Origin of the sequence: Stomatohabitans albus (genome assembly GCF_036336025.1) — a bacterium.
Taxonomy (GTDB): domain Bacteria; phylum Actinomycetota; class Nitriliruptoria; order Euzebyales; family Euzebyaceae; genus Stomatohabitans; species Stomatohabitans albus.
Window position 1 is genome coordinate 104,070 of sequence record NZ_JAYKKE010000001.1, and the last position, 19,660, is coordinate 123,729.

The 19,660-nt window shown below is 54.7% G+C and carries 17 protein-coding genes; 3 read left to right on the plus strand and 14 right to left on the minus strand.

What is annotated here, in order from left to right; genetic code table 11:
- Nucleotides 1–8 precede the first annotated feature (8 nt).
- The gene (locus VCU37_RS00465; protein WP_336248666.1) at nt 9–1,103 is read left to right on the plus strand and encodes an ABC transporter ATP-binding protein; all 1,095 of its coding nucleotides are present in this window, start codon (nt 9–11) and stop codon (nt 1,101–1,103) included.
- Between the two features lie 3 nt (nt 1,104–1,106).
- Entirely contained in the window at nt 1,107–2,399 is a 1,293-nt protein-coding gene (locus VCU37_RS00470) for an ABC transporter permease (protein WP_336248667.1), read from the plus strand.
- On the opposite strand, the gene smpB is transcribed toward VCU37_RS00470, so the two are convergent.
- The 8 genes from smpB to gatC form a co-directional block, all read right to left on the minus strand.
- Nucleotides 2,396–2,878, minus strand: a complete 483-nt coding sequence (gene smpB / locus VCU37_RS00475; RefSeq protein ID WP_336248668.1) for an SsrA-binding protein SmpB — start codon at nt 2,876–2,878, stop codon at nt 2,396–2,398. The genes VCU37_RS00470 and smpB overlap by 4 nt on opposite strands.
- 71 nt (nt 2,879–2,949) lie before the next feature.
- Entirely contained in the window at nt 2,950–4,116 is a 1,167-nt protein-coding gene (locus tag VCU37_RS00480; RefSeq protein WP_336248669.1) for a S41 family peptidase, read from the minus strand.
- Nucleotides 4,109–5,344, minus strand: coding sequence for a PPC domain-containing protein (locus VCU37_RS00485; protein WP_336248670.1), 1,236 nt, complete (start codon nt 5,342–5,344; stop codon nt 4,109–4,111). Before VCU37_RS00485 ends, VCU37_RS00480 begins: the two co-directional genes overlap by 8 nt.
- A 93-nt stretch (nt 5,345–5,437) precedes the next feature.
- Nucleotides 5,438–6,799 carry a peptidoglycan DD-metalloendopeptidase family protein gene (locus VCU37_RS00490; RefSeq protein WP_336248671.1) on the minus strand — a complete coding sequence of 454 codons (1,362 nt, stop codon included), beginning with the start codon at nt 6,797–6,799 and terminating at the stop codon, nt 5,438–5,440.
- 53 nt (nt 6,800–6,852) lie between these two features.
- Entirely contained in the window at nt 6,853–7,944 is a 1,092-nt protein-coding gene (locus tag VCU37_RS00495; protein WP_336248672.1) for a polyprenyl synthetase family protein, read from the minus strand.
- Nucleotides 7,941–9,422, minus strand: a complete 1,482-nt coding sequence (gene gatB, locus VCU37_RS00500) for an Asp-tRNA(Asn)/Glu-tRNA(Gln) amidotransferase subunit GatB (RefSeq protein ID WP_336248673.1) — start codon at nt 9,420–9,422, stop codon at nt 7,941–7,943. Before gatB ends, VCU37_RS00495 begins: the two co-directional genes overlap by 4 nt.
- 2 nt (nt 9,423–9,424) lie before the next feature.
- Nucleotides 9,425–10,921, minus strand: coding sequence for an Asp-tRNA(Asn)/Glu-tRNA(Gln) amidotransferase subunit GatA (gene gatA, locus VCU37_RS00505; RefSeq protein WP_336248674.1), 1,497 nt, complete (start codon nt 10,919–10,921; stop codon nt 9,425–9,427).
- A 9-nt stretch (nt 10,922–10,930) separates the two neighbouring features.
- Nucleotides 10,931–11,230 carry an Asp-tRNA(Asn)/Glu-tRNA(Gln) amidotransferase subunit GatC gene (gene gatC / locus VCU37_RS00510; RefSeq protein ID WP_336248675.1) on the minus strand — a complete coding sequence of 100 codons (300 nt, stop codon included), beginning with the start codon at nt 11,228–11,230 and terminating at the stop codon, nt 10,931–10,933.
- A gap of 106 nt (nt 11,231–11,336) precedes the next feature.
- On the opposite strand from gatC, the gene ptsP reads away from it, so the two are divergent.
- Nucleotides 11,337–13,064: a phosphoenolpyruvate--protein phosphotransferase gene (ptsP, locus tag VCU37_RS00515; RefSeq protein ID WP_336248676.1), complete on the plus strand. Its 1,728-nt coding sequence runs from the start codon at nt 11,337–11,339 to the stop codon at nt 13,062–13,064.
- A 51-nt stretch (nt 13,065–13,115) separates the two neighbouring features.
- On the opposite strand, the gene VCU37_RS00520 is transcribed toward ptsP, so the two are convergent.
- Genes VCU37_RS00520 through ligA form a run of 6 tightly spaced genes read right to left on the minus strand, consistent with a single transcriptional unit; the run spans nt 13,116 to nt 19,635 of the window.
- A complete protein-coding gene (locus tag VCU37_RS00520) occupies nt 13,116–13,361 on the minus strand; it encodes a hypothetical protein (RefSeq protein ID WP_336248677.1) in 246 nt (81 codons plus the stop codon).
- Nucleotides 13,340–14,293, minus strand: coding sequence for a VWA domain-containing protein (locus VCU37_RS00525; RefSeq protein WP_336248678.1), 954 nt, complete (start codon nt 14,291–14,293; stop codon nt 13,340–13,342). The genes VCU37_RS00520 and VCU37_RS00525 overlap by 22 nt, the downstream gene beginning before the upstream one ends.
- Nucleotides 14,290–15,201, minus strand: coding sequence for a DUF58 domain-containing protein (locus VCU37_RS00530; RefSeq protein WP_336248679.1), 912 nt, complete (start codon nt 15,199–15,201; stop codon nt 14,290–14,292). Before VCU37_RS00530 ends, VCU37_RS00525 begins: the two co-directional genes overlap by 4 nt.
- Nucleotides 15,198–16,265 (minus strand): AAA family ATPase, encoded by a 1,068-nt coding sequence (locus VCU37_RS00535; protein ID WP_336248680.1) that lies wholly within the window; start codon nt 16,263–16,265, stop codon nt 15,198–15,200. The genes VCU37_RS00530 and VCU37_RS00535 overlap by 4 nt, the downstream gene beginning before the upstream one ends.
- The gene (locus tag VCU37_RS00540; protein ID WP_336248681.1) at nt 16,258–17,418 is read right to left on the minus strand and encodes a hypothetical protein; all 1,161 of its coding nucleotides are present in this window, start codon (nt 17,416–17,418) and stop codon (nt 16,258–16,260) included. The genes VCU37_RS00535 and VCU37_RS00540 overlap by 8 nt, the downstream gene beginning before the upstream one ends.
- A gap of 45 nt (nt 17,419–17,463) precedes the next feature.
- Nucleotides 17,464–19,635 carry an NAD-dependent DNA ligase LigA gene (gene ligA, locus VCU37_RS00545; RefSeq protein WP_336248682.1) on the minus strand — a complete coding sequence of 724 codons (2,172 nt, stop codon included), beginning with the start codon at nt 19,633–19,635 and terminating at the stop codon, nt 17,464–17,466.
- Nucleotides 19,636–19,660 lie beyond the last annotated feature (25 nt).

The window sequence follows — 19,660 nt, forward strand, 5'->3', positions numbered from 1 at the left end:
TTGAACTCATGACTACACCCGCAATCTGGGCAAAAGATTTAGCCAAGGAATTCAACGGTAAGACCGTTGTGAATGACCTGGATTTAGATATTCCAGAGGGCACTATCTATGGCTTTATTGGTCCATCAGGTAGTGGTAAAACGACAAGCCTTCGGATGCTCACGGGTGTCACTGAACGAACCCGAGGCGAAGTCAAACTACTCGGTCGGGCTCCTGAGCATCTCCGGCGAAAAGACCGTGAAGCGATTGGATACACCCCCCAGCTTGGGGTGCTCTACCCACACCTAACGATCATGGATAATCTGCGGTTTATGGCCAACTTGTATGGAATGGCTTTTCCTAACCGTCGGATTAAAGAAGTGCTTGCCCAACTTGATTTGAGTGATGCGGCGAATCGCCAACTCAAAGAAGCCAGTGGTGGGATGCAGCGCCGTGTGGCATTGGCGGGTGCTATCTTACATAACCCCCGACTCTTGTTCCTCGACGAACCATCAGCCGGTCTTGACCCGGTTCTCCGGCGTGAAGTGTGGAAACAATTTCACGGCTTGCGGGCAGAAGGCCGCACCCTTTTTGTGACCACTCAGATTGTGTCTGAGGCCGCCCGATGTGACCAAGTGGGTCTCCTTGTTGACGGGCAGATCGTGGCTGAAGACACCCCAGATGGCTTACGTATCCAGGCCTTCGGTGGACATGTGATTGACCTCTACCTCACTCAGCCTGCCAGCCCTGACCTACTCACGGCACTCCATGCCCACCCACTCGTCAATACGTTAGCCCAGCTCCCAACCCATGCCAAAGCGGTCCGTGTCACAGTTGACAAGGTTGAAACTGACATACCAATTTTGCGTGCAGTGATTGCCGATTATGGCAACGAGCTCATCTTGAGTGAGCGCTACCTGGCCCCCTTCGATGATGTTTTTGTGGCTCTCCTTGAAGCCCACCGCGCCAGCCAAGCCCCGAAGGAATTGGAAGCAACCGCCAGCGACGACGCCCCGCTCCTCACCCCCACGAAGACCCCTATTCCGGTACCTAGTCCACCGGACATGGATTTGGGTACCACGATTGATTCTCTTGACCCTGCCGGCCCGTACGGAAAGCACTAACGCATGGGGATTTTTCACACGTTTATTCGCATCATCGGCGTTGTTCGCAAAGAACTCATTGAATTGGCCAACCAGCCGGGCTTGGTCACGATGCTCGTGGTTGGCCCCCTCATCATTTTGCTGCTCTTTGGGGCTGGAGTATCCACCCGCGATCCCGCAGTGCGTACAATCTTTGTGGCGCCACCCGATGAGCCAGCCCTCATCGAAATCGTCAATAATTATGCTGAAACCCAGGCCAAGCGCCTCAATATCGTTGAGGTTTCAACCGACCGCGCAAATGCCATGGCTGGATTGGAAGACGGTCGTGCAGACATGGTCATCGTGGTGCCACCAAACCCACGCAAGGCCATGGAGGAAAACCGGCGCGTCACGATGGAAGTCTTTCACACCTTCCTTGACCCGATTGAACAACAGGCTATTTTGCTCTTTGCCCGCGGGGCCACAAACGACCTGAACACCATATTGCTCACCCAACTCATTAAAGACACCCAGTCCCAAGCAGACATACTGGTTGGTTCTGTTGATGAGTATCGCAATATTTTGACCACGGCAGGACTGATCAACCCTGACACAGACCTGTCTACCCTCGATAGGGTCAGCAATGATGTAAAAACGTTCACCCTTATCCAACCCTCCATTGTGGCTGCCCCGCTGCGCCAAGAAACAACGAGTATCGCGGGTGAAATCAGCACGCCTGTCTTTTATGCACCAGCGGTCCTCGCCCTCATTTTGCAGCACCTGACGATGACGTTCATTGCCCTTTCCATCGTGCGGGAACAAGAGTTAGGTACCACCGAACTCTTTGCCGTATCTCCGTTACGCAGCTGGGAACGGTCCTTTGGCAAGATTCTTGCCTATTTCCTTGCAGGTGGGGCGATCAGCGCCCTCTTACTTGGGGGCATTGTCTTTGGTTTGGGAGCACCTGTTCGGGGTGGGGTCGCTCCGCTTGCCCTCATTATTAGCCTCGAACTCCTCGCCAGTATGGGTATCGGGTTTGTGGTGGGTCAGGCCTGTCGTAACATCACCCAAGTGGTGCAGACGTCCATGCTCGTCTTGTTAGCGAGCGTGTTCTTTGGCGGTCTCGTCCTCAGTGAGGAACGGTTTCAACCTTGGCTCGTGCCAGTCGGTTGGGTGCTGCCCATGCGGCATGCCCTCATCTCAATGCGCGATTCTATGCTGAAAGGCTTTGCTCCTGACCCCAACGTCATAGCCGCCCTGGCAATCATTGGGGTGGTCCTCATTGGGATTGGCATGGTGTGGTCTGGGCACAAGAACATCAAAACAGATCGCGCTTAGCGCCGCCGTGCATCTGACATCGCACGGGCCATTTCGCGTTTAGCCGTAGCCTCCTTCGCGCTCTGGCGCTTGTCATATTCACTCTTACCTACGCCGTAGCCGATAAGTACCTTGGCTCGCCCGTCTTTCCAGTACATTTTCAGCGGCACCAGGGTACGGCCCCGTTCTTGGGTAAATCGTGCCATATCTTGGATCTCACGCCGGTTGGCAAGGAGCTTGCGCCGCCGCTGGGTGTCATGGTTCCACCGGTTGCCTTGGGCATATTCGGCTATTTCCGCTCCGTACAACCAAAGCTCGTCGTCACGAACCGCCGCAAATGCATGGTTTAAACTGCCGTGACCAGCCCGCAAGCTCTTGACTTCGGTGCCGCGCAGCATAATGCCACATTCGACCGTCTCACTAATTTGGTACTCGTGACGGGCTCGACGATTGACCGTAATGTCATTCGAGCTGTTCTTGTGCTTTGTTCCCTTACCCATGCCACCAGCGTGCCACAGGCAGGGCTATTCAACCGTGGGTTGTGTATACGACCTCTTGCGAACCCAGCACCCTAGTTGGCAAACGCCTCGGGTTTCGTTTCGATGAGATAGTTGGCTGCTTCTTGAAGCACGCGTTCAGGGCTAGCTGAAATCGCTACGTCTGGGGTTACCCCGATCTCGTTTATATTCTCACCGTTTGGGGTGAGGTACCTGGCGGTGGTGAGCTTCATACCGGTACCACCTTGGAGGTTGACAACACTTTGGACAACCCCCTTGCCAAAGGTTTGATGCCCCACGATTTTGGCTCGCCCATGGTCTTGTAAGGCCGCAGACACAATCTCACTGGCAGATGCACTGTACTCATTGACCAACACCACAAAGGGCAAATCACCAAATGGAGGTTCAGCATCCCCCGTATCCATATCTTGGTGGTCATGGCGGCTTTCAATGGTGACCACACGGCTGTGTGGTGCCACAAAGAGCTCCATCACGCCGATACTCTCTTCTAACAACCCACCAGGGTTAGAACGCAAATCAAGCACAATCCCTTTCGCACCTTGAGATTTCGCTTCGGTGATGGCCGTTTTCAACGAATCAGCCGCTCCACGGGAAAACTCATGTAAGCGGATACTGGCAACGCCGTTATCGAGCATCTGTGTTTGGGTGAGTGGCAAGTCGAACTTGGCTCGCGTGATGGTGTATGGCTTTTCTTCACCTGCAGTGGTTGTAATCAAAAGAGATACTTCCGTACCTTCTTCACCCGTGATGAGACCGACCATTTCTTCAAACGGCATCGTTGAGCGCAACCGTGTGCCATTGACAGCCACAATATATTCACCCGCCTTGAGCCCAGCGGTTTCAGCGGGGCTGTTGGGGATGACTCCCGTAATCAACATGCCCACCTCAGTGCGCTCTAAAAACACCCCGATACCGACAAATTTGCCATCTAATTGTGATGAGAAGCGAGCAAACTCGTCTGCGGAATACCAAGAGGCATACTGATCATCCAGACTCGCCACGGCACCGCGTAAGGCCCCATCATTGATCGTCTGGTTATCGGGAACAGCAAGGGCTTGGTCACGGATAACATGTTCAATCTCAGACAGCCCATCAACAGCAGCTACCGACTGACGACCGGCTAGAAAACCGCTCCCTAATCCGATGGTGAGTACAAGCGCACCCCCAAGCAGCAGGCTAAGGGTACGGCGAGGAGCGGTAGGTAAAGATTGATTATTCATTGACGGTAAGCGTAAATTCTGTTTGAGAAGTGGTGAAACTATCGGCTACAAGAATGGTGTACGTTCCATCGGCAGGTGCGATGAATCGTAACTGACTATCTAGGGTAAGACCTTCATCATCGTCCTGGAATCCAACCAGTTCACCATTAGGTCCTAACACCCATATCATCGTGTCACCAAGGAACTTGTTTTCAGCCTTTATGGAGATGGCTTGACCGGTCTTTAAATCAATTTTGTAGGCAACGCCCTGATCCTTTGTTACGTTGCCTTGTTTGCTCTCCCCAATGGCAATCGGTCCACCGTCAGATTGAGTAATTTCACTGGGCTCACGGAAGAACGCAGCATCACGGCCCTGTCCTTGGACGGTTGTCAACGGCGGCACTTCTCCGGGAGGTACAACCGAGGGCTCATTGGATGGTGAACCCTCAGACGGAGTTGTTGACGCACCCGAAGATGGTGTATTTGACACTGTGGAGCTCGGGCTTGTTGTTGAAGGCGACGTCTCGTCTGATGGCCCAGATGAGGGGGAAGCCTCAGCTGTTTGTGTCGCCGAGGCTGACGCTGAAACACCATTTGCAATGGTGTCATCGATTGATGTATAGAACACGGTGATCACGCCCACGAAGAGGGCGACAAGGAGAATAAGCACGATCAGGACACCGGCAAAAATCACCCAGGGCAGCGCGCGATAGGGTTTCTTTACTGGCTGGTAGGGGTTGGCACCATATGGCATCGGTTGCCCCGGTGGGTACTGCCCCGGTGGCATACCGCCTGGTGGCATACCGCCTGGTGGCATACCGCCAGGCGGCACTTGACCGGGTACTCCTTGACCAGAAGGAGGATATTGGCCACCCACAACCTGCCCCGGAGGGGCTTGCCCTACTGCAGGTTGTGATGTCCACCCAAATGGTTGTCCGCCACCCATCGGCTGCCCAGGCGCTGAACCTGACGGGTCTGGGCCTGGCATCGTTTGTGCTTCAGCACCAGGTGCCACAAACGGTGTCTGTGTTGGCGCACCTGTTTCTGGCGGTGTGCTTGGCGGTGGCACCGTCGGCGCACCTGTCCCAGGGGTATCTACTTGGGTATCTTCTCCCGTCTCATGACCCGCTTGTGCCCATGGATTCGTGGCAGCGCTATCGGCTCCTGCTGGTTGGGATTCACCGTTGGGTGTAGGTTCAACCGGTTCGGGGGCTTCAGGGTTGGCGTCATTTGAGAACGGATCATTCACCGGGGTCTCCTTGGGTTGTGCTGAACCTATCCTTACGCATTCCCCTGCACCTTGCCACCACCCCTATGGCAAGGCGAATGACGCACGATGAGGTTAGGTGTACGGAATCGGATTAACTGGGGAGCCGTTAATACGGACCTCCCAGTGCAAATGTGGCCCTGTGGACGCACCCGTCGACCCGACATAGCCAATCACCTGGCCCTGGGATACTTGGGTGCCTGCACCCACCGCGAGGCGGCTTTGGTGTCCGTACAAGGTCGCCACGCCACCACCATGATCAATGATGATGCAGTTGCCATAGCCACCCCGACGCCCCGAGAAACTCACACGCCCATCTTTTGCGGCCAGAATAGGGGTACCAGACGGAGCAGCAATATCTTGCCCGGTATGTAAGCGGCGGACACGGCTGATGGGGTGCACGCGATAGCCGAATGGGCTAGAGAACCGGCCCTTAACCGGCAAAATCATGCCACCAGGCTTTGAAGGTTTCGGGGCTGATGCGGCTGATGCCCGGCGAGCTTCCGCCTCAAGGGCTGCCGCATTAGCAGCACCCGCTTTGCGAGCTTCGTCTGCTTTGGCTTTAGCTTCTCTCGCTTTAGCTTCTGCAGCGGCACGTTCGGCAGCTTCACGACGCGCAATTTCGGCCAATTCGCGTTCGATGCGCTTGGATTCACCTTCAAGTTCGTCCAACAGATGCTCAGCCGCTTCTTTATCATTTGCAAGATTCTTGAGGATGGCGCTTTGCTCATCAACCTTTACCTGCACGTTCGAGAGCAGCGCTTTTTGTTGGCTCACCAGATCGTTGACACGGTTACGTTCGTTCTCTGCTGCAACCTTTTGCTCAGCCTGGCGAGCTCGTAACTCATCAAGTCGGGTTTGGTCAGCCTCTGCACGCTGGCGCAGAATATCTAGCTCTTCAATCTGTGCTTGGTCACGGTCAGTTATCGAGCGTAAATACCGTGTGGCCTGGCCAAGTTCTGCAGCATCAGCGGCATCAAGTACTGGTAATCCCCCACTTTGCGCCGTGATGTAGGTTTGCCGTACCCGACTCTTGAGCGTGCTGGCGTGCGTATCAATCTCTTTACGGGTTTCATTCAGACGCTGTTCGGTGGTTTCTAACTCAGCCGCCGTCACCGTCAAGGCGCGTTCAGCATTATCTAATGTGGACTGGGCTTTAGAAAGATCACTGGAACGCTTGTCCAACTCAACTTGGGCAGACTCCAATTCACCGCTAACGCGATCATAGTCAGCTTTTGTGGCGCTTTGAGCCTCATTGATCCGACTAATATTTGACTGTGCCTCACGGATACGACCTTCAATCCTGTTCAGGTCTTCTCTCGTTTGACCAATGCCAACACCTGGGAGTGCAAAGACGAGCAGCGCAGCTAACGCAGAAATGGACAGATTGCGGCCACGACTAGTAGCCGTCACCAAGGGGGAAGTGTGACGAAACATGCCACTACGGTAGCGGCTTCTCATTAAACGGCATGTCGCACTCAAAGACAGGACTATCGCGAACGATGGACAGCTAAATCTGCCAATTCAAGCAATACCCGTTTCGCAGGATTACCTACCGGTTCGATAGCAGCTTGAGCAATCTCGTACTGGTCTGTAATGCGTGCTTCCACGTAGTCAGCTGCACCGGTTTCACGAACGATCTCACGAACCTGTTCAAGCTGATCGGCATCCACGTGGGCATTGCCCAAGCATTGATTGAGGATAGCCCGTTGGGTTGGAGTTGCCCGTTCCAATGCGGTAAGTATCAAGACGGTGCGCTTCCCCTCACGGATATCACCACCCACGCTTTTACCCGTTTCTGTTTGGTTGCCGAACATGCCCAACACATCATCGCGCATCTGGAAGGCCACTCCAACTGAATCCCCGTAGGTACGCAATGCACGGAGTAGGGACGGGTCACATTCGCCCGCCAAGGCCACACCCAATTCAAGGGGTCGGGTAATGGAATAGCGCCCACTTTTGAGGAGGGCTACGTGCTCACTTTCAGCAACACTCGCTTGGGGCAAGGCAGCTAGTCGAACGTCGAGCCACTGACCAGCCATCACTTCCGCACGCATGGTGTTATAGACCTCAACCGCATCCATCAATACCTCAGGTGAAAGACCAGCCTGCCAGAATGCTTGGTCAGCCCAAACTGATACGAGGTCACCAGCAATGATGCCACTAGAAATACCAAACCATTGTCGGTCACCAATCAATGCTTGGTCATCATGGAATGAGGTCATCGCTACATGGCTCGTCACGGCACCTCGACGGGTGGATGCCCGATCCATAATGTCATCATGAATGAGCGCAAAGGTGTGCAGAAGTTCAACCGCTGCCGCAATGGTGAGCACTGCGTCATTGGGCTCTATTTGTGTTGCGCGATGTCCCCACCACACAAAGGCAGGACGAATCCGCTTACCACCAGCCGCGATAATCGCATCAGTGACGTCGGCTAAGGGGTTAAGGTTTGGATCGACGTTCAGAAGATGTCCCCTGAAGGCCCCACATAACTCCACTAAGCGACTATTGGTAGCTGCAGCTATCGCATCAAGCCCCGTTCCTGGGGCAGGGTCAATGAGGCCTTGGGGAATGGTCATGACAGTTTGGCTCTCAACAGTTCATTGACCAGCCCAGGATTAGCCTTCCCACGGGTGGCCTTCATGATTGGCCCCATCAATGCACCCATTGCTTTGGGATTACCTGCCCGAACCTTGTCCGCGGCATCTTGGTTGTCAGCGATCACTTGGTCAATAATGGCCTCGAGTTCAGCGGTATCACTCATCTGGGCATGGGCAGGAGCTAGTTCCGCAATGCTTCCCTCCCCAGCTAAATAGCTCAGCAAGACCTTATGCGCCCCTTGAGTAGCAAGAGTGCCCTTAGTGACAAGTTCAAGTAGCTCAGCCAGGGTTGTCCCATCAAGCAGCTCATTGACATCACGGCCGGTTTCATTTTGCCAAGCTGCAACCTGGTTGGTTAACCATTTCGCCACATCACTGGGGTTAGCTTGGGCAGCCACCGCCGCATCATAGAGCTTTGTAAGCCCAGACGAATAGATAATGCCTGCCGCTTCAGCATCAACACCCTGGTCCATCATCCGCGCCCGTGTGACAGCCGGTAACTCCGGCAAGGTTTCGCGGATTGATTCAATCCATTCAGTGCTGGGGTTAATGTCTGGTAAGTCGGGGCAGGGGAAGAACCGGTAGTCATCAAGGGTTTCTTTCCGCCGCATCGTGCTGGTCTTACCCGTATCTTCATTGAAGTGCCGAGTCTCTTGCACCAGCGTTTCCCCCGATTCGATCGCGTCAATCTGACGGCGGATTTCAAAGGTGATTGCTCGCCCTAAACTGCGCACACTATTCAAGTTCTTCACCTCGGCACGGACCCCAAACGGTGTGCCTGGCTTGTGGACACTCACATTAGCGTCACAGCGCATTGACCCTTCTTCAAGCCGCGCATCACTAATGCCAAGTGCGGCAACAATTTCACGCAGCGCACTTAGATATGCCTGGGCTTGAGCCGGTGTGCGCATATCGGGCCGACTCACACATTCCAGTAAAGGCACCCCGGCCCGGTTGTAGTCCAGCAAGGAGTGTTCAGCACCGTGGATACGTCCACTTTCACCAACGTGCGTGGATTTACCCGTGTCTTCTTCCATATGGATACGTTCAATGCCGATACGCCACATTTGCCCGTCAACGTCTACATCCAGATAGCCATTTTCACAGATCGCCACGGTGTATTGGCTGGTCTGATAGTTCTTTGGCATATCGGGATAGAAATAGTTTTTACGGCTGAAATGACTAGTCGGGCTAATCGCACAATTTGTAGCCAACCCGATTTTGATGGCATCAGCAATGGCTTGGTGATTGACCATGGGCAGCGTGCCTGGTAAGGCAAGGTCTACCGCACCGACAAGGGTGTTCGGTTCGGCACCAAAAGCGTTGGGGGTGGGGCTGAACATTTTTGTTTTGGTATTGAGTTCAATATGAACTTCGAGCCCAATAATCACTTCCCACCCATCAACAAGGTGGTCGGTCCCAGTCATCTGATCGGCTGTCATTGGTTGTCCCGTCATCGTTATCCCTCCAATGCATTGGCACCACGCGGGGCCAGGTCAAGGGCTAAATCGGCTTCCAGCGCCGCAGCAACACGCAAAATAGTGGCCTCGGCCATTGGTTTACCAACCAGTTGAAGCCCGATGGGTAACCCTTCTGTCTGGCTGAACACCTCCCCGTCCGCAAAACCCACCGGCACACTCATGCCAGGCAGACCAGCCAAGCTTGCGGGCACGCTGTAAATGTCGCTGAGGTACATGGCGAGCGGGCTTCGGGTCGCGTCATTCAGTTTGAACGCGGGGCTCGGTGCTGTCGGGGTCACAATCACGTCGAGATCATTAAACGCGTTCGCAAAGTCGTTAATGATGAGGGTTCGTGTGCGCTGGGCCCGCCCAAAGTATTCGTCGTAGCTGCCCGCACTCAACACATGTGTCCCAATCATGATGCGCCGCTGTACCTCAGGGCCAAAGTTGGCGCTTCGCGTATTGGCCATCATCTCAGCCGTGGTTGCCCCATCCACACGGGTCCCCCATCGAACCCCATCATGGCGGGCAAGGTTTGAGCTTGCCTCAGCCGGGGCAATGATGTAATAAGCCGCTAACCCGTACTGGGCAAAGGGTAATTGGATTTCAACGATCTCAGCACCCAATGCTTCCAAACGCGTGAGGGCATGGCGGGTGGCATCAGCGACACTCGGGTCACAGCCCTCACCGAGATGTTCAGGCACATAACCGATTCTCATCCCTTCAATGCCCTGGTCAAGCCCAGTGGTAAAGTCACCGGCGGCATCAGGCAAACTGGTGGCGTCCTTCGAGTCATGAGAACACATGACTTCAAGACTCCACGCCACATCTTCAACGGTGCGCGCAAACATACCGGCCTGGTCCAAACTCGACGCAAAGGCCACCAACCCATAGCGGCTTGCGCGCCCATAGGTGGGTTTAATCCCAACCACACCACACACACTGGCAGGTTGCCGAATAGATCCGCCCGTGTCGGTGCCGGTGGCAAGGGGGACTTGGAAGGCGGCAACTGCTGCACTTGACCCACCGGATGAACCACCGGGAATACGGTCCAAATCCCACGGGTTATGGGTTAATCCATAGGCACTCGTTTCTGTGCTCGATCCCATAGCAAATTCATCCATATTGAGCTTGCCAAGGGCAATGGCATCAGCATTGCGAAGGTTCTCAACCACAGTGGCGTTAAAGGGTGGCCGGTAGGTTTCAAGCATTTTTGACCCGGCGGTAGTGGGTACCCCTTTGGTGCACATCAGGTCTTTGATCCCAACCGGCACCCCAGCAAGGGCCCCAACAGGAGCCTTTTTCGCCCGACGAGTATCAACATCGGTAGCATGCGCTAAGGCGTCATCGGCCATCATGGCCAGCCAAGCCCCAATATGAGTATCAGTGGCCGCAATCCGATCAAGGTGCGCGTTTGTCACTTCAACGGCACTCACCTCACCACGTTCAAGGAGGTGGTGCAGCCCTTTAGCAGTCTCGCGGGTTAAATCTGTCATGGCCATGTCCTATTCTTCACCGATGATGCGCGGAACCCGGAATTGTTCAGCTTCAACCGCTGGTGCATTCAAGAGCACATCATCACGTGACAATGGTTCACCTATCTCGGTATCCTCACGCCACACATTGACTTGGCGGAATGGGTTCGCCGTTGGTTCGACATCATCCACGCCGGGAGCCTGGGCGATGGTTTGGGCATAGGTCAAGATTTCATCTAGCTGTTGAGCGTAGGTATGAATCTCGTCATCACTTAACGCCAACATGGCCAGCTTGGCCACGTGGGCAGTTTGTGCTTCAGTTAAGGCCACTGACAACCTCCTCGATACAGGGTTTGGACCCAAATATTCAATAATTATGGTGACCAGTCGAAAACTGGGTGAACCATTTTTTCCAATTCGTGCAAGACTACGAGATATGAGCCACTCCATCACAGGACTTCCAGCAGCAACAGGTTCCGCTCTCGCACCTGCGTTCATTCTTCGGACTGAACACGCAGTTGCCGACCGAACACCGGGTACCCCGGAAGAAGAAACGACCCTGCTTGAGCAAAGTATCGCAACGGCTATCGAGCAACTTCAAGACATCGCCGCCAAGGTGAGAGATGAGGTTGGAGAAGAAGAAGCCGGCATTTTTGATGCCCATGCCATGTTTGCAGGGGATCCTGCCCTCGCTGATATGGCAAAAGGTGACATTGCCAACGGCACCCGTGCCGACATTGCGGTGGCAACCGCATTCACCACGTTCAAAGAGATGCTGATGAGCACCGGCGACGAATACATGATGGCCCGTGCAGCAGATATGGATGATGTCAGCAACCGTGTCCAGGCCATCATTAACGGGGTGGACTTGACCGTTGCGGTGCCATCCGAGCCAAGCGTCATCATTGCTGAAGAACTCACGCCAAGCCAGACCGCAACACTCCCCAAGGAACTGATGGCCGCACTCGTCACCGAGAAGGGTTCAGCAACGAGTCATGCGGCCATTTTGGCCCGTGCTGCTGAGATTCCAGCTGTCGTTGGAGCTGAAGGCATCATTGCGGCAGTTGAGCCAGGAACCTTGGTAGGGGTTAACGGCGCAACGGGGGTGATGGTGATTGATCCTGATGAGCATGAAGCTGAAGAGATAGAGCTGCGGATCCAGCGTGAGTCTCGCCGGAAAGAATCCTTGGCTGAACTGGTGAACACACCTGGGCAGACCAAAGACGGGCAGCGTGTTGAGCTTGCGGCCAATATTGGCGGGCTTGAACACCTACCTCTAGCCGTTGCTCAAGGAGCTGAAGGCTCGGGCCTGGTGCGCAGTGAACTTGTCTTCCAAGACCGCACCACAGCTCCAACGGCTGAAGAGCAAGCCGAATTTTATGGTAAAGCTCTTGCCGCCTTCCCAGGCAACCGTGTGGTAATTCGCACGATGGATGTGGGGGCAGACAAGCCCCTCCCCTTCGTAAACCAGGACCCTGAAGAGAATCCCGCACTTGGGGTGCGCGGGGTGCGGTTAAGTTTGGAACGTCCCGACTTATTTGACGCGCAGTTACGCGGGCTACTCATGGCCTATCGTGATACCACTGACGGTGGGCGTTTAGCCATCATGTTCCCAATGGTGTCGGTGGTGAGTGAGTTTAAGGCGGCTAAACAACGCACCTTGGAAATTGCTCAAGAGCTTGGGGTAGATACTACAAACCTCGAAATCGGCATGATGATTGAGGTACCCGTAGCCGCATTATTGGCCGATCAACTTGCCGAGTACGCCGACTTCTTCTCAATTGGTACGAATGACTTGGTGCAGTACCTATTTGCGGCAGACCGCCTTGATAGTCGTTTAGCCAAGCTGGCTCAATACTTGAACCCTGCCGTGATCCGGTTGATTAATCAGGTCGTGAAAGGGGCGAACCGTCACGGTGCTTGGGTAGGGATTTGTGGTGAATCAGCGTCTGACCCCGCGATGGCTGTGATTGCCGCCGGCCTTGGGGTTCGCGAGTTATCCATGACCCCAACGGCCATTGGTGAGGTGAAAGACACCTTGCGCAATCTCACGATGAATCAGTGTAATAACGCCGCTGAATTGGCGATGAATTGCACGACCAGCCAAGAAGTCCGTGAGCGGGTGATGGAGATTATCTCAGAAGCCCGAGGGCGCTTAGGCTAATCCAGGGAACGAGTAAGGGCGTACCCGTTGTGGGGTACGCCCTGTTGGGTGCTAATCACTCCGTTGTGGTAAGGAGAAGGCTGCCCCGAGGATTGACTCCAAACCCACAGAGTGATTGAACGAGTCCATTCCATGGAATACACCTTTGGTCTCAATGCGTTCACCCGTTTTCACATCCCACTGCTCTACTGCAAATGGTTGTGCCGCACCAGGAAGAACTATCACACCAACTAACGCTACCGCACCATAGGGTGACGTGGAATCAACATTGTCACCTAGAGAAGTCGGCGGAACCACACCAGGTTCATCACAAAGGCAGCGAGTAAGAAGACAACCCCGACCAGAATCCAAGGCCAGGTGAATTCGTTATAAACCAATTCTTTGCCTGCCGAGGTGCCAAGCTCATCAAAAATCTTGGTGAGGGATGCCTGATTAGCTGTTTCATAAAACTGCCCATTCGTAATAGAGGCAACCTGTTTAAGCTCATCGGGGGCAGCCGGGGCGGGATAATACAATCCATCAACCCAGATCTCCCCTTGCCCGGTACCAAACACGATCGTTGACACGGGAATATCTGCGTCTTTGGCCTGTTGGGCGCCCCAGTCTGATGGGTTCCCAACGGTGGTTTCGCCATCACCAAGCACCACAATCGTGGCACCTTTCGTATCGTCCACGTTGCGATTACGGAGATCAGCTTTAATCATCTGTACGGCTGAATTGATCGCATCGCCCATTGCGGTACCAAAATCCGGCTGAGCTTCTTGGAGTGCCCGCTTCACTTCGTCACGCGATACCCGTGGGTTTACTGCTGGAGTGACCGTTTGATTAAAGAGCACAAGGCCAAGACGTGCATTATCAGGTACCGCATCAACAAAGCTCTCTGCGGCCTTCTTGGCCGCTTCAAGCCGGTTTGGACTCACGTCTTTGGCTAGCATCGACACACTGATATCAAACACCAACACGACGGTGGAGGCCTCAACATCTTCATAATGTTCAGCCTGTGGCCCAGCTGCAGCGATAATGAACAGGCTACTTGCTACTAACATCCCTATCCCGGGGACAATCCCACGCCATGATGGGCGAGCCGACACCAAGCCCTCGAACAGACTGGTATCAGCTAAGCGCAAGGCGTACGTTGAACGCCGATTTGCCACCACAGCCCACGTAATAGCCACTAATACCGGTGCAATCAGTAGAAGGAGCAATAGTGGACGGGCAAAGGTAATCATGAGGCCTTCCTTGCTACCGTTCCGCTCATGGCCTGAAGCACCCGTTGGCGTTCGAGAACCTGGCTAATCATTTGGGTTACCGGGTCCTGATCGGTCCGAATCACCCACTCTTGGGCCCCGGCATGTTGGATTTTGGCTTTGATCCGTTCTTGACGAACAAGGGCTTGCCGGTGATAGGCCTCTCGGATCCGCTTGCTGGTGGTATCGACACTGAGCTGTGCGTTTGTTTCGGGATCTACGAGACGAACCACACCGACATCAGGTAAATTCAAATCAACAGGATCAACGATACGAATACAAACCGTGTCATGGACATGGGCTAGAGCTGAGAGCGGGCGCTGCCAATCCTTGTCTAAAAAGTCGCTCACCACTGCAACAACGCCACGGCGCGGATGCAGCTGACTTACACGCTCCATCCCCTGGCCAAGGGAGCGTTGACCACCTTCAGCCGGTTCGTTCGCCCAACGCCCGAGTTGGTGCATCACTGTTGCGATATGCTCCGTTCCGCTTTGGGGTTTCCACCAGCGCTCCCTACCACCTCGGATGCCCAAAACCCCAAACTTATTCGGCCCTCGGGAAATGAGATAGCCGAAGGCCGTTGCCGACACTTGGGCGATCCGCGCCCGGGTATCACCACGCGTGCCAGTCAGCATTGATTCGCTCTGGTCACAGAGCACCACCGCAGTTACTTCACGGTCAGCAACCACGTCTCGCACGTAGGTTTCACCTGTACGAGCTACAAGGGCCCAATCAATGCGACGAACATCGTCACCATGCTCATATAAGCGGGCATCACCAATTTCTGAACCTTGGCCGTGACGCACACCCAATACGTCACCGTGAAGCATCCCATTCAGCCGTCTCGCTAATACAAACTCCAGACGGCGTAATTCTTGCGGATTAATCATGCCCCTGGACCGGTTGGCGCTGGAACGGTGGTTAAGACATGGTAGAGAATCTCATCAATCTCTACTTCATCAGCAATCGCGTCAAAGGAACGCCCGATACGGTGATTGAGCACATCGGCAGCAACGTCATACACGTCCTGAGGTTCAACATGGGCGCGACCACGCAAGAGCGCCAGCGCCCGTGCCGCTTGCACCATCGCAATTGACGCACGCGGGCTAGCTCCCCATGCAATCATGCGTTCCAAGCCCGGTAACCGGAAGGCACCCGGTTGGCGGGTTGCCATGGCGATGCGCACGGCATAGTCAGCAACTGCTTTGTCTATATAGATCGTCATCGCAGTCCGCTGGAGTGCGCGCACTTCGTTGATACTAATCACTTGGCGGACCTGTTCATGCCCAACGCTGGCACGGCGCACAATCTCCATCTCTTCATCTATGGATGCTGGGTAGTCAATCAGCACGCGCATCATGAAGCGGTCCCGCTGTGCTTCGGGGAGCTGGTGAACCCCTTCTGAATCGAGTGGGTTCTGGGTAGCCATCACCAGGAATGGCAGCTCAAGTTTGTGTGTTTCACCACCAATGGTGACCTGGTGTTCTGCCATCACTTCGAGGAGTGCACTTTGCACTTTGGCTGGGGCACGGTTGATTTCGTCAGCCAGCACAAAGTTGGCGAATACCGGACCAAGCTGAACCGAGAAGGCTTGCTCATGGGCCTGCCAAATCCGGGTGCCGATGATGTCAGTTGGCAACAGGTCTGGCGTGAACTGGATACGGCTCATCGTGCCACCCATCGTGGCAGACAGGGTATTCAATAATTGCGTTTTACCCAATCCTGGCGGCCCTTCCAAGAGGCAGTGGCCATTGGCCAGGAGACAAACCATGACACGCTCAATGACCCGTTGCTGCCCCACCATGACCTGATTAATTTCTGCAAGAACTTGCGTTAACTTCGCACCGGCTTCACGGGCGGTAAATACCTCCGGTGTGCTCGGCTGTTCAGATGGTGCGGAAGGTTGTGTTTGAGTGGTACCAAAAGGGACGGTAGGTTCAGGAAAATCAGTCAAAGTCAAACCTCATCCCGTTTGCGATGGACTCTAGATCGTTTACGGGTATTCGTTCGTTGCCTTCAATGAGCACACCGATGAGTTCACCATCGGCACCCATACGGCCTACCAGTTGGGGATTATTGTCTTTGGTCAATACCTTGCCATAGACCACTGGCACATCAAAGTCCGCATTGGCACGGTGTTGATCAATGAGGGCACGAGTGCCAGTACCTCTAAAGCCCGTTACTTCAATGGTTTTGCCATTACGCAAAGAAATCACATTCGTCTGTTCGACTCGACCATCAGCAACCTGCTTCACCGTTGGACCAAGGTCAGTGGAACCCAACGGTAAAAGTGTCAGATGCATAAATGGGTCGGTACTCGACGTGGGTGTTTCACGCAACTGCTCAGGATTCTGGGTGGTTGGCGACGCATGGCCACCACCTGTGCCTGGTGCCGGTGGAGCATGGGGCGCACCACCGGGTGGTTGTTGGCCAGGGGCTTGTCCGCCACCTTGGCTGCCCCCAGGCTGGCCACCACCTTCACCACCTTGGCCATCGCCAACATGAGGGCCCTTCCCCTGAACACCATCACCAGGTCCACCAGCACCGTCTTGACCGCCGGCACCACCTTGGCTCCCTTGCTCACCTTGACCGCCACCGGACTCGCCCTGGGTACCGTCAGCCCCCTGGCCGCCTTGACCACCCTCGCTTTGACCATCTTGGGCGTTGGCACCGTCTTGGTCATTTTGGTCAGACGGTTGAGTTGTAGGTTCATCGGCCGGTGGTGATGGAGCAATCGTGGCCGGTGGATGTTCCGTATCACTCAGCCCGACAGCAGTGCTGGGCGGTGGTGACCACTGTGTCGCAAGCCATAACCCAATAAGCGCCACGAGAAGGACGAGCCCACTCGTCGCCCAGATCATCCATACCAGCGGCTTATGGGCTGTTTCAGCAACTTGTGAAATGGCGGCCGGAACAGGCAGGTGCCGGGGATCAAACGTGACCTTCGGGCCTTGCCTGCTCAGCAATAATGGTCGGACAACCGAACCGTAGGGAGGATTTGGCGGTAAATCCTTCAACCGTTTTGGTTTGGCAGAACTTGGATCTACCGACACGCCAACATCTCCCTGGCGGGGCGGTTGAGTGGGTGAGGTCACAGGTTCTTGCACGTCAACACGGTATTGCGGAAAAGGTAAGCCAACTGCAAAGATTCGTTAAGGAAAACTAAGATTGGTAGGAAAATTGCCTGCAAGCAAGTCTGCAAGGTCGTCTTCTCCAAGAATCGGTATACCGAGGGCTTCCGCTTTAGTCCGTTTTGACCCGGCTTTGTCCCCCGCAATGACGGCGGTCGTTTGCCCGCTCACACTTGATGAGATGCGTGCCCCGAGGGCAGCAAGTGCGGCACCGGCCTCCTGTCTCGTCATCGCTTCAAGGGTACCTGTCAGCACGAATGTCATATTGGCAAGTGGGGTTGGCCCATCGGGCTGTGCATGGGGATCGGGTTGGTCGGTTGTCGTGCGCATACCCATGGCAATCAGCCGATCTACAAGCTCAGCGTTGTGACTCGTTGCAAACCAGTCATGTATAGACGTGGCAACAGCGGGACCAATCGTATGAATGCTCGCCATCTCATCAATACTGGCTTGGCGAATCCCCCCAAGTGTTCGATAATGTGCGGCAAGTACTTTGGCCACCTCTGGACCAAGATGGCGAATATTGAGCGCCACAAGCCAACGTTCAACCGGTTGAGTGAGTGCACGCTCGATTTGGGTGAGTAATTGGGTGAAGCTTTTCAGTGCTTCGCCCTTGGCATTGAATCCCAGGAGTGTCCGCTCAGCCGTTAACGCTCGGTGCCGACGTTGCCGTTCCGCATCATCTAGCACAGTATCAGCGAGGGCAGCAATCGCTTCAGTACGCGCATTGGCGAGTGCGTGACGGGTTGTTGTGGTGTCAGCTAACGCAAATACATCCGCAAGCGTTGTGAGGAGTCCAACCTCCAGATACAAATCAATCCGCGCACGACCCAAGCCGTCAATATCTAACGCTGTTCGCCCAGCTAAATGCGCCAAACTCTCAGCCAACCGGTTAGGACAATCTACATTCAAACAAAAATGGTGGGCTTCTTCCCCAGGTCGAATCAGTGGTTGCCCACAAAAGGGGCACCGACTTGGCATTTCAAAGGGTGTTGCGTCCTTGGGACGCCTATCAAGTACCGGCCCGACTACTTCAGGAATCACATCGCCGGCACGCCGAACAAGGACCGTATCGCCTTCACGGACGTCCTTTTCATGTATCTGAATCTCGTTGTGCAAGGTGGCGTTTCGAATCTCAACACCCCCCACAGTCACCGGTTCAAGTACCGCATAGGGGGTGACACGCCCGGTTCGCCCAACATTTATTGCAATGCGATGCAGGAGTGTCGGCCGTTCCGGTGGCGGCATCTTATAGGCAATGGCCCATCGTGGTGCGCGGGCAGTCGCTCCCAAGCGTGCTTCTTGAGCACGGCTATTCACTTTGACCACTACCCCATCAATTTCAAACGGTAACTCGTGGCGCTGCTCCGTTAAGGCTTCAATGTGGGCCCACACCTCATCACGATGTGGCGTCACAATCCGGTAGGGCGCCACTGGTAATCCAGCACCGGCTGCCCAGTCTAAGAACCCTTGGTGAGTGCTAAAGGCATCATCAGGTTCACAAGCACCTATCCCATGTATCCACACGGCGAGAGGACGGGATTGTGTGATGGCCGCATCCTTTTGGCGCAACGCTCCACTAGCAGCATTGCGTGGGTTCTTGAACACCGCTTGTCCTGCTTGTTCGCGCGCAGCATTCATGTGTGTAAACGCCGCTAAGGGGTAATACACCTCACCACGCACTTCCAAGAGGTCAGGAGCATCATCACCTAATTGTGCTGGAATACCCGCAATGGCACGAACATTTGCCGTCACCGTTTCACCGATACGGCCATCTCCACGGGTGGCTGCAAGCACGAGCTGGCCATGGTCATAGGTCAGGTTAATGGCCACACCATCAATTTTGACCTCAGCTACCCATTCAACTGGTTCGCCACCCAAGGCACCAACCGCAGCTTCTGTACGCGCAAACCATGCATCTAGCTCCCCTTTACTAAATACATTGTCAAGGCTCATCATGCGTTGGCGGTGTTCAACGGGTGCAAATGCGGCGGGGCTGCCTACCTGCTGAGAAGGACTTTCGGGGTGCACCCATTCAGGGTGGGCATCCTCAATGGCGAGGAGCTCTTGAAATCGAGCATCATAATCCGCGTCAGGCATCGGGCTTGTTTGGGCAAGATCATAGGCCCGCCGAGCTGCCGTTAATTCAGTGATAAGCGCCTGATAGTACGCCTGGGAGGATGGGTCAGCCATAACAACCTTAGTGAGAAATCGGAAC

Coding starts and splice junctions, on each gene's coding strand:
- VCU37_RS00465 (WP_336248666.1), top strand. CDS start 9: ATGACTACACCCGCAATCTGGGCAAAAGATTTAGCCAAGGAATTCAAC.
- VCU37_RS00470 (WP_336248667.1), top strand. CDS start 1,107: ATGGGGATTTTTCACACGTTTATTCGCATCATCGGCGTTGTTCGCAAA.
- smpB (WP_336248668.1), bottom strand. CDS start 2,878: ATGGGTAAGGGAACAAAGCACAAGAACAGCTCGAATGACATTACGGTC.
- VCU37_RS00480 (WP_336248669.1), bottom strand. CDS start 4,116: ATGAATAATCAATCTTTACCTACCGCTCCTCGCCGTACCCTTAGCCTG.
- VCU37_RS00490 (WP_336248671.1), bottom strand. CDS start 6,799: ATGTTTCGTCACACTTCCCCCTTGGTGACGGCTACTAGTCGTGGCCGC.
- VCU37_RS00495 (WP_336248672.1), bottom strand. CDS start 7,944: ATGACCATTCCCCAAGGCCTCATTGACCCTGCCCCAGGAACGGGGCTT.
- gatB (WP_336248673.1), bottom strand. CDS start 9,422: ATGACGGGACAACCAATGACAGCCGATCAGATGACTGGGACCGACCAC.
- gatA (WP_336248674.1), bottom strand. CDS start 10,921: ATGACAGATTTAACCCGCGAGACTGCTAAAGGGCTGCACCACCTCCTT.
- ptsP (WP_336248676.1), top strand. CDS start 11,337: ATGAGCCACTCCATCACAGGACTTCCAGCAGCAACAGGTTCCGCTCTC.
- VCU37_RS00525 (WP_336248678.1), bottom strand. CDS start 14,293: ATGATTACCTTTGCCCGTCCACTATTGCTCCTTCTACTGATTGCACCG.
- VCU37_RS00530 (WP_336248679.1), bottom strand. CDS start 15,201: ATGATTAATCCGCAAGAATTACGCCGTCTGGAGTTTGTATTAGCGAGA.
- ligA (WP_336248682.1), bottom strand. CDS start 19,635: ATGGCTGACCCATCCTCCCAGGCGTACTATCAGGCGCTTATCACTGAA.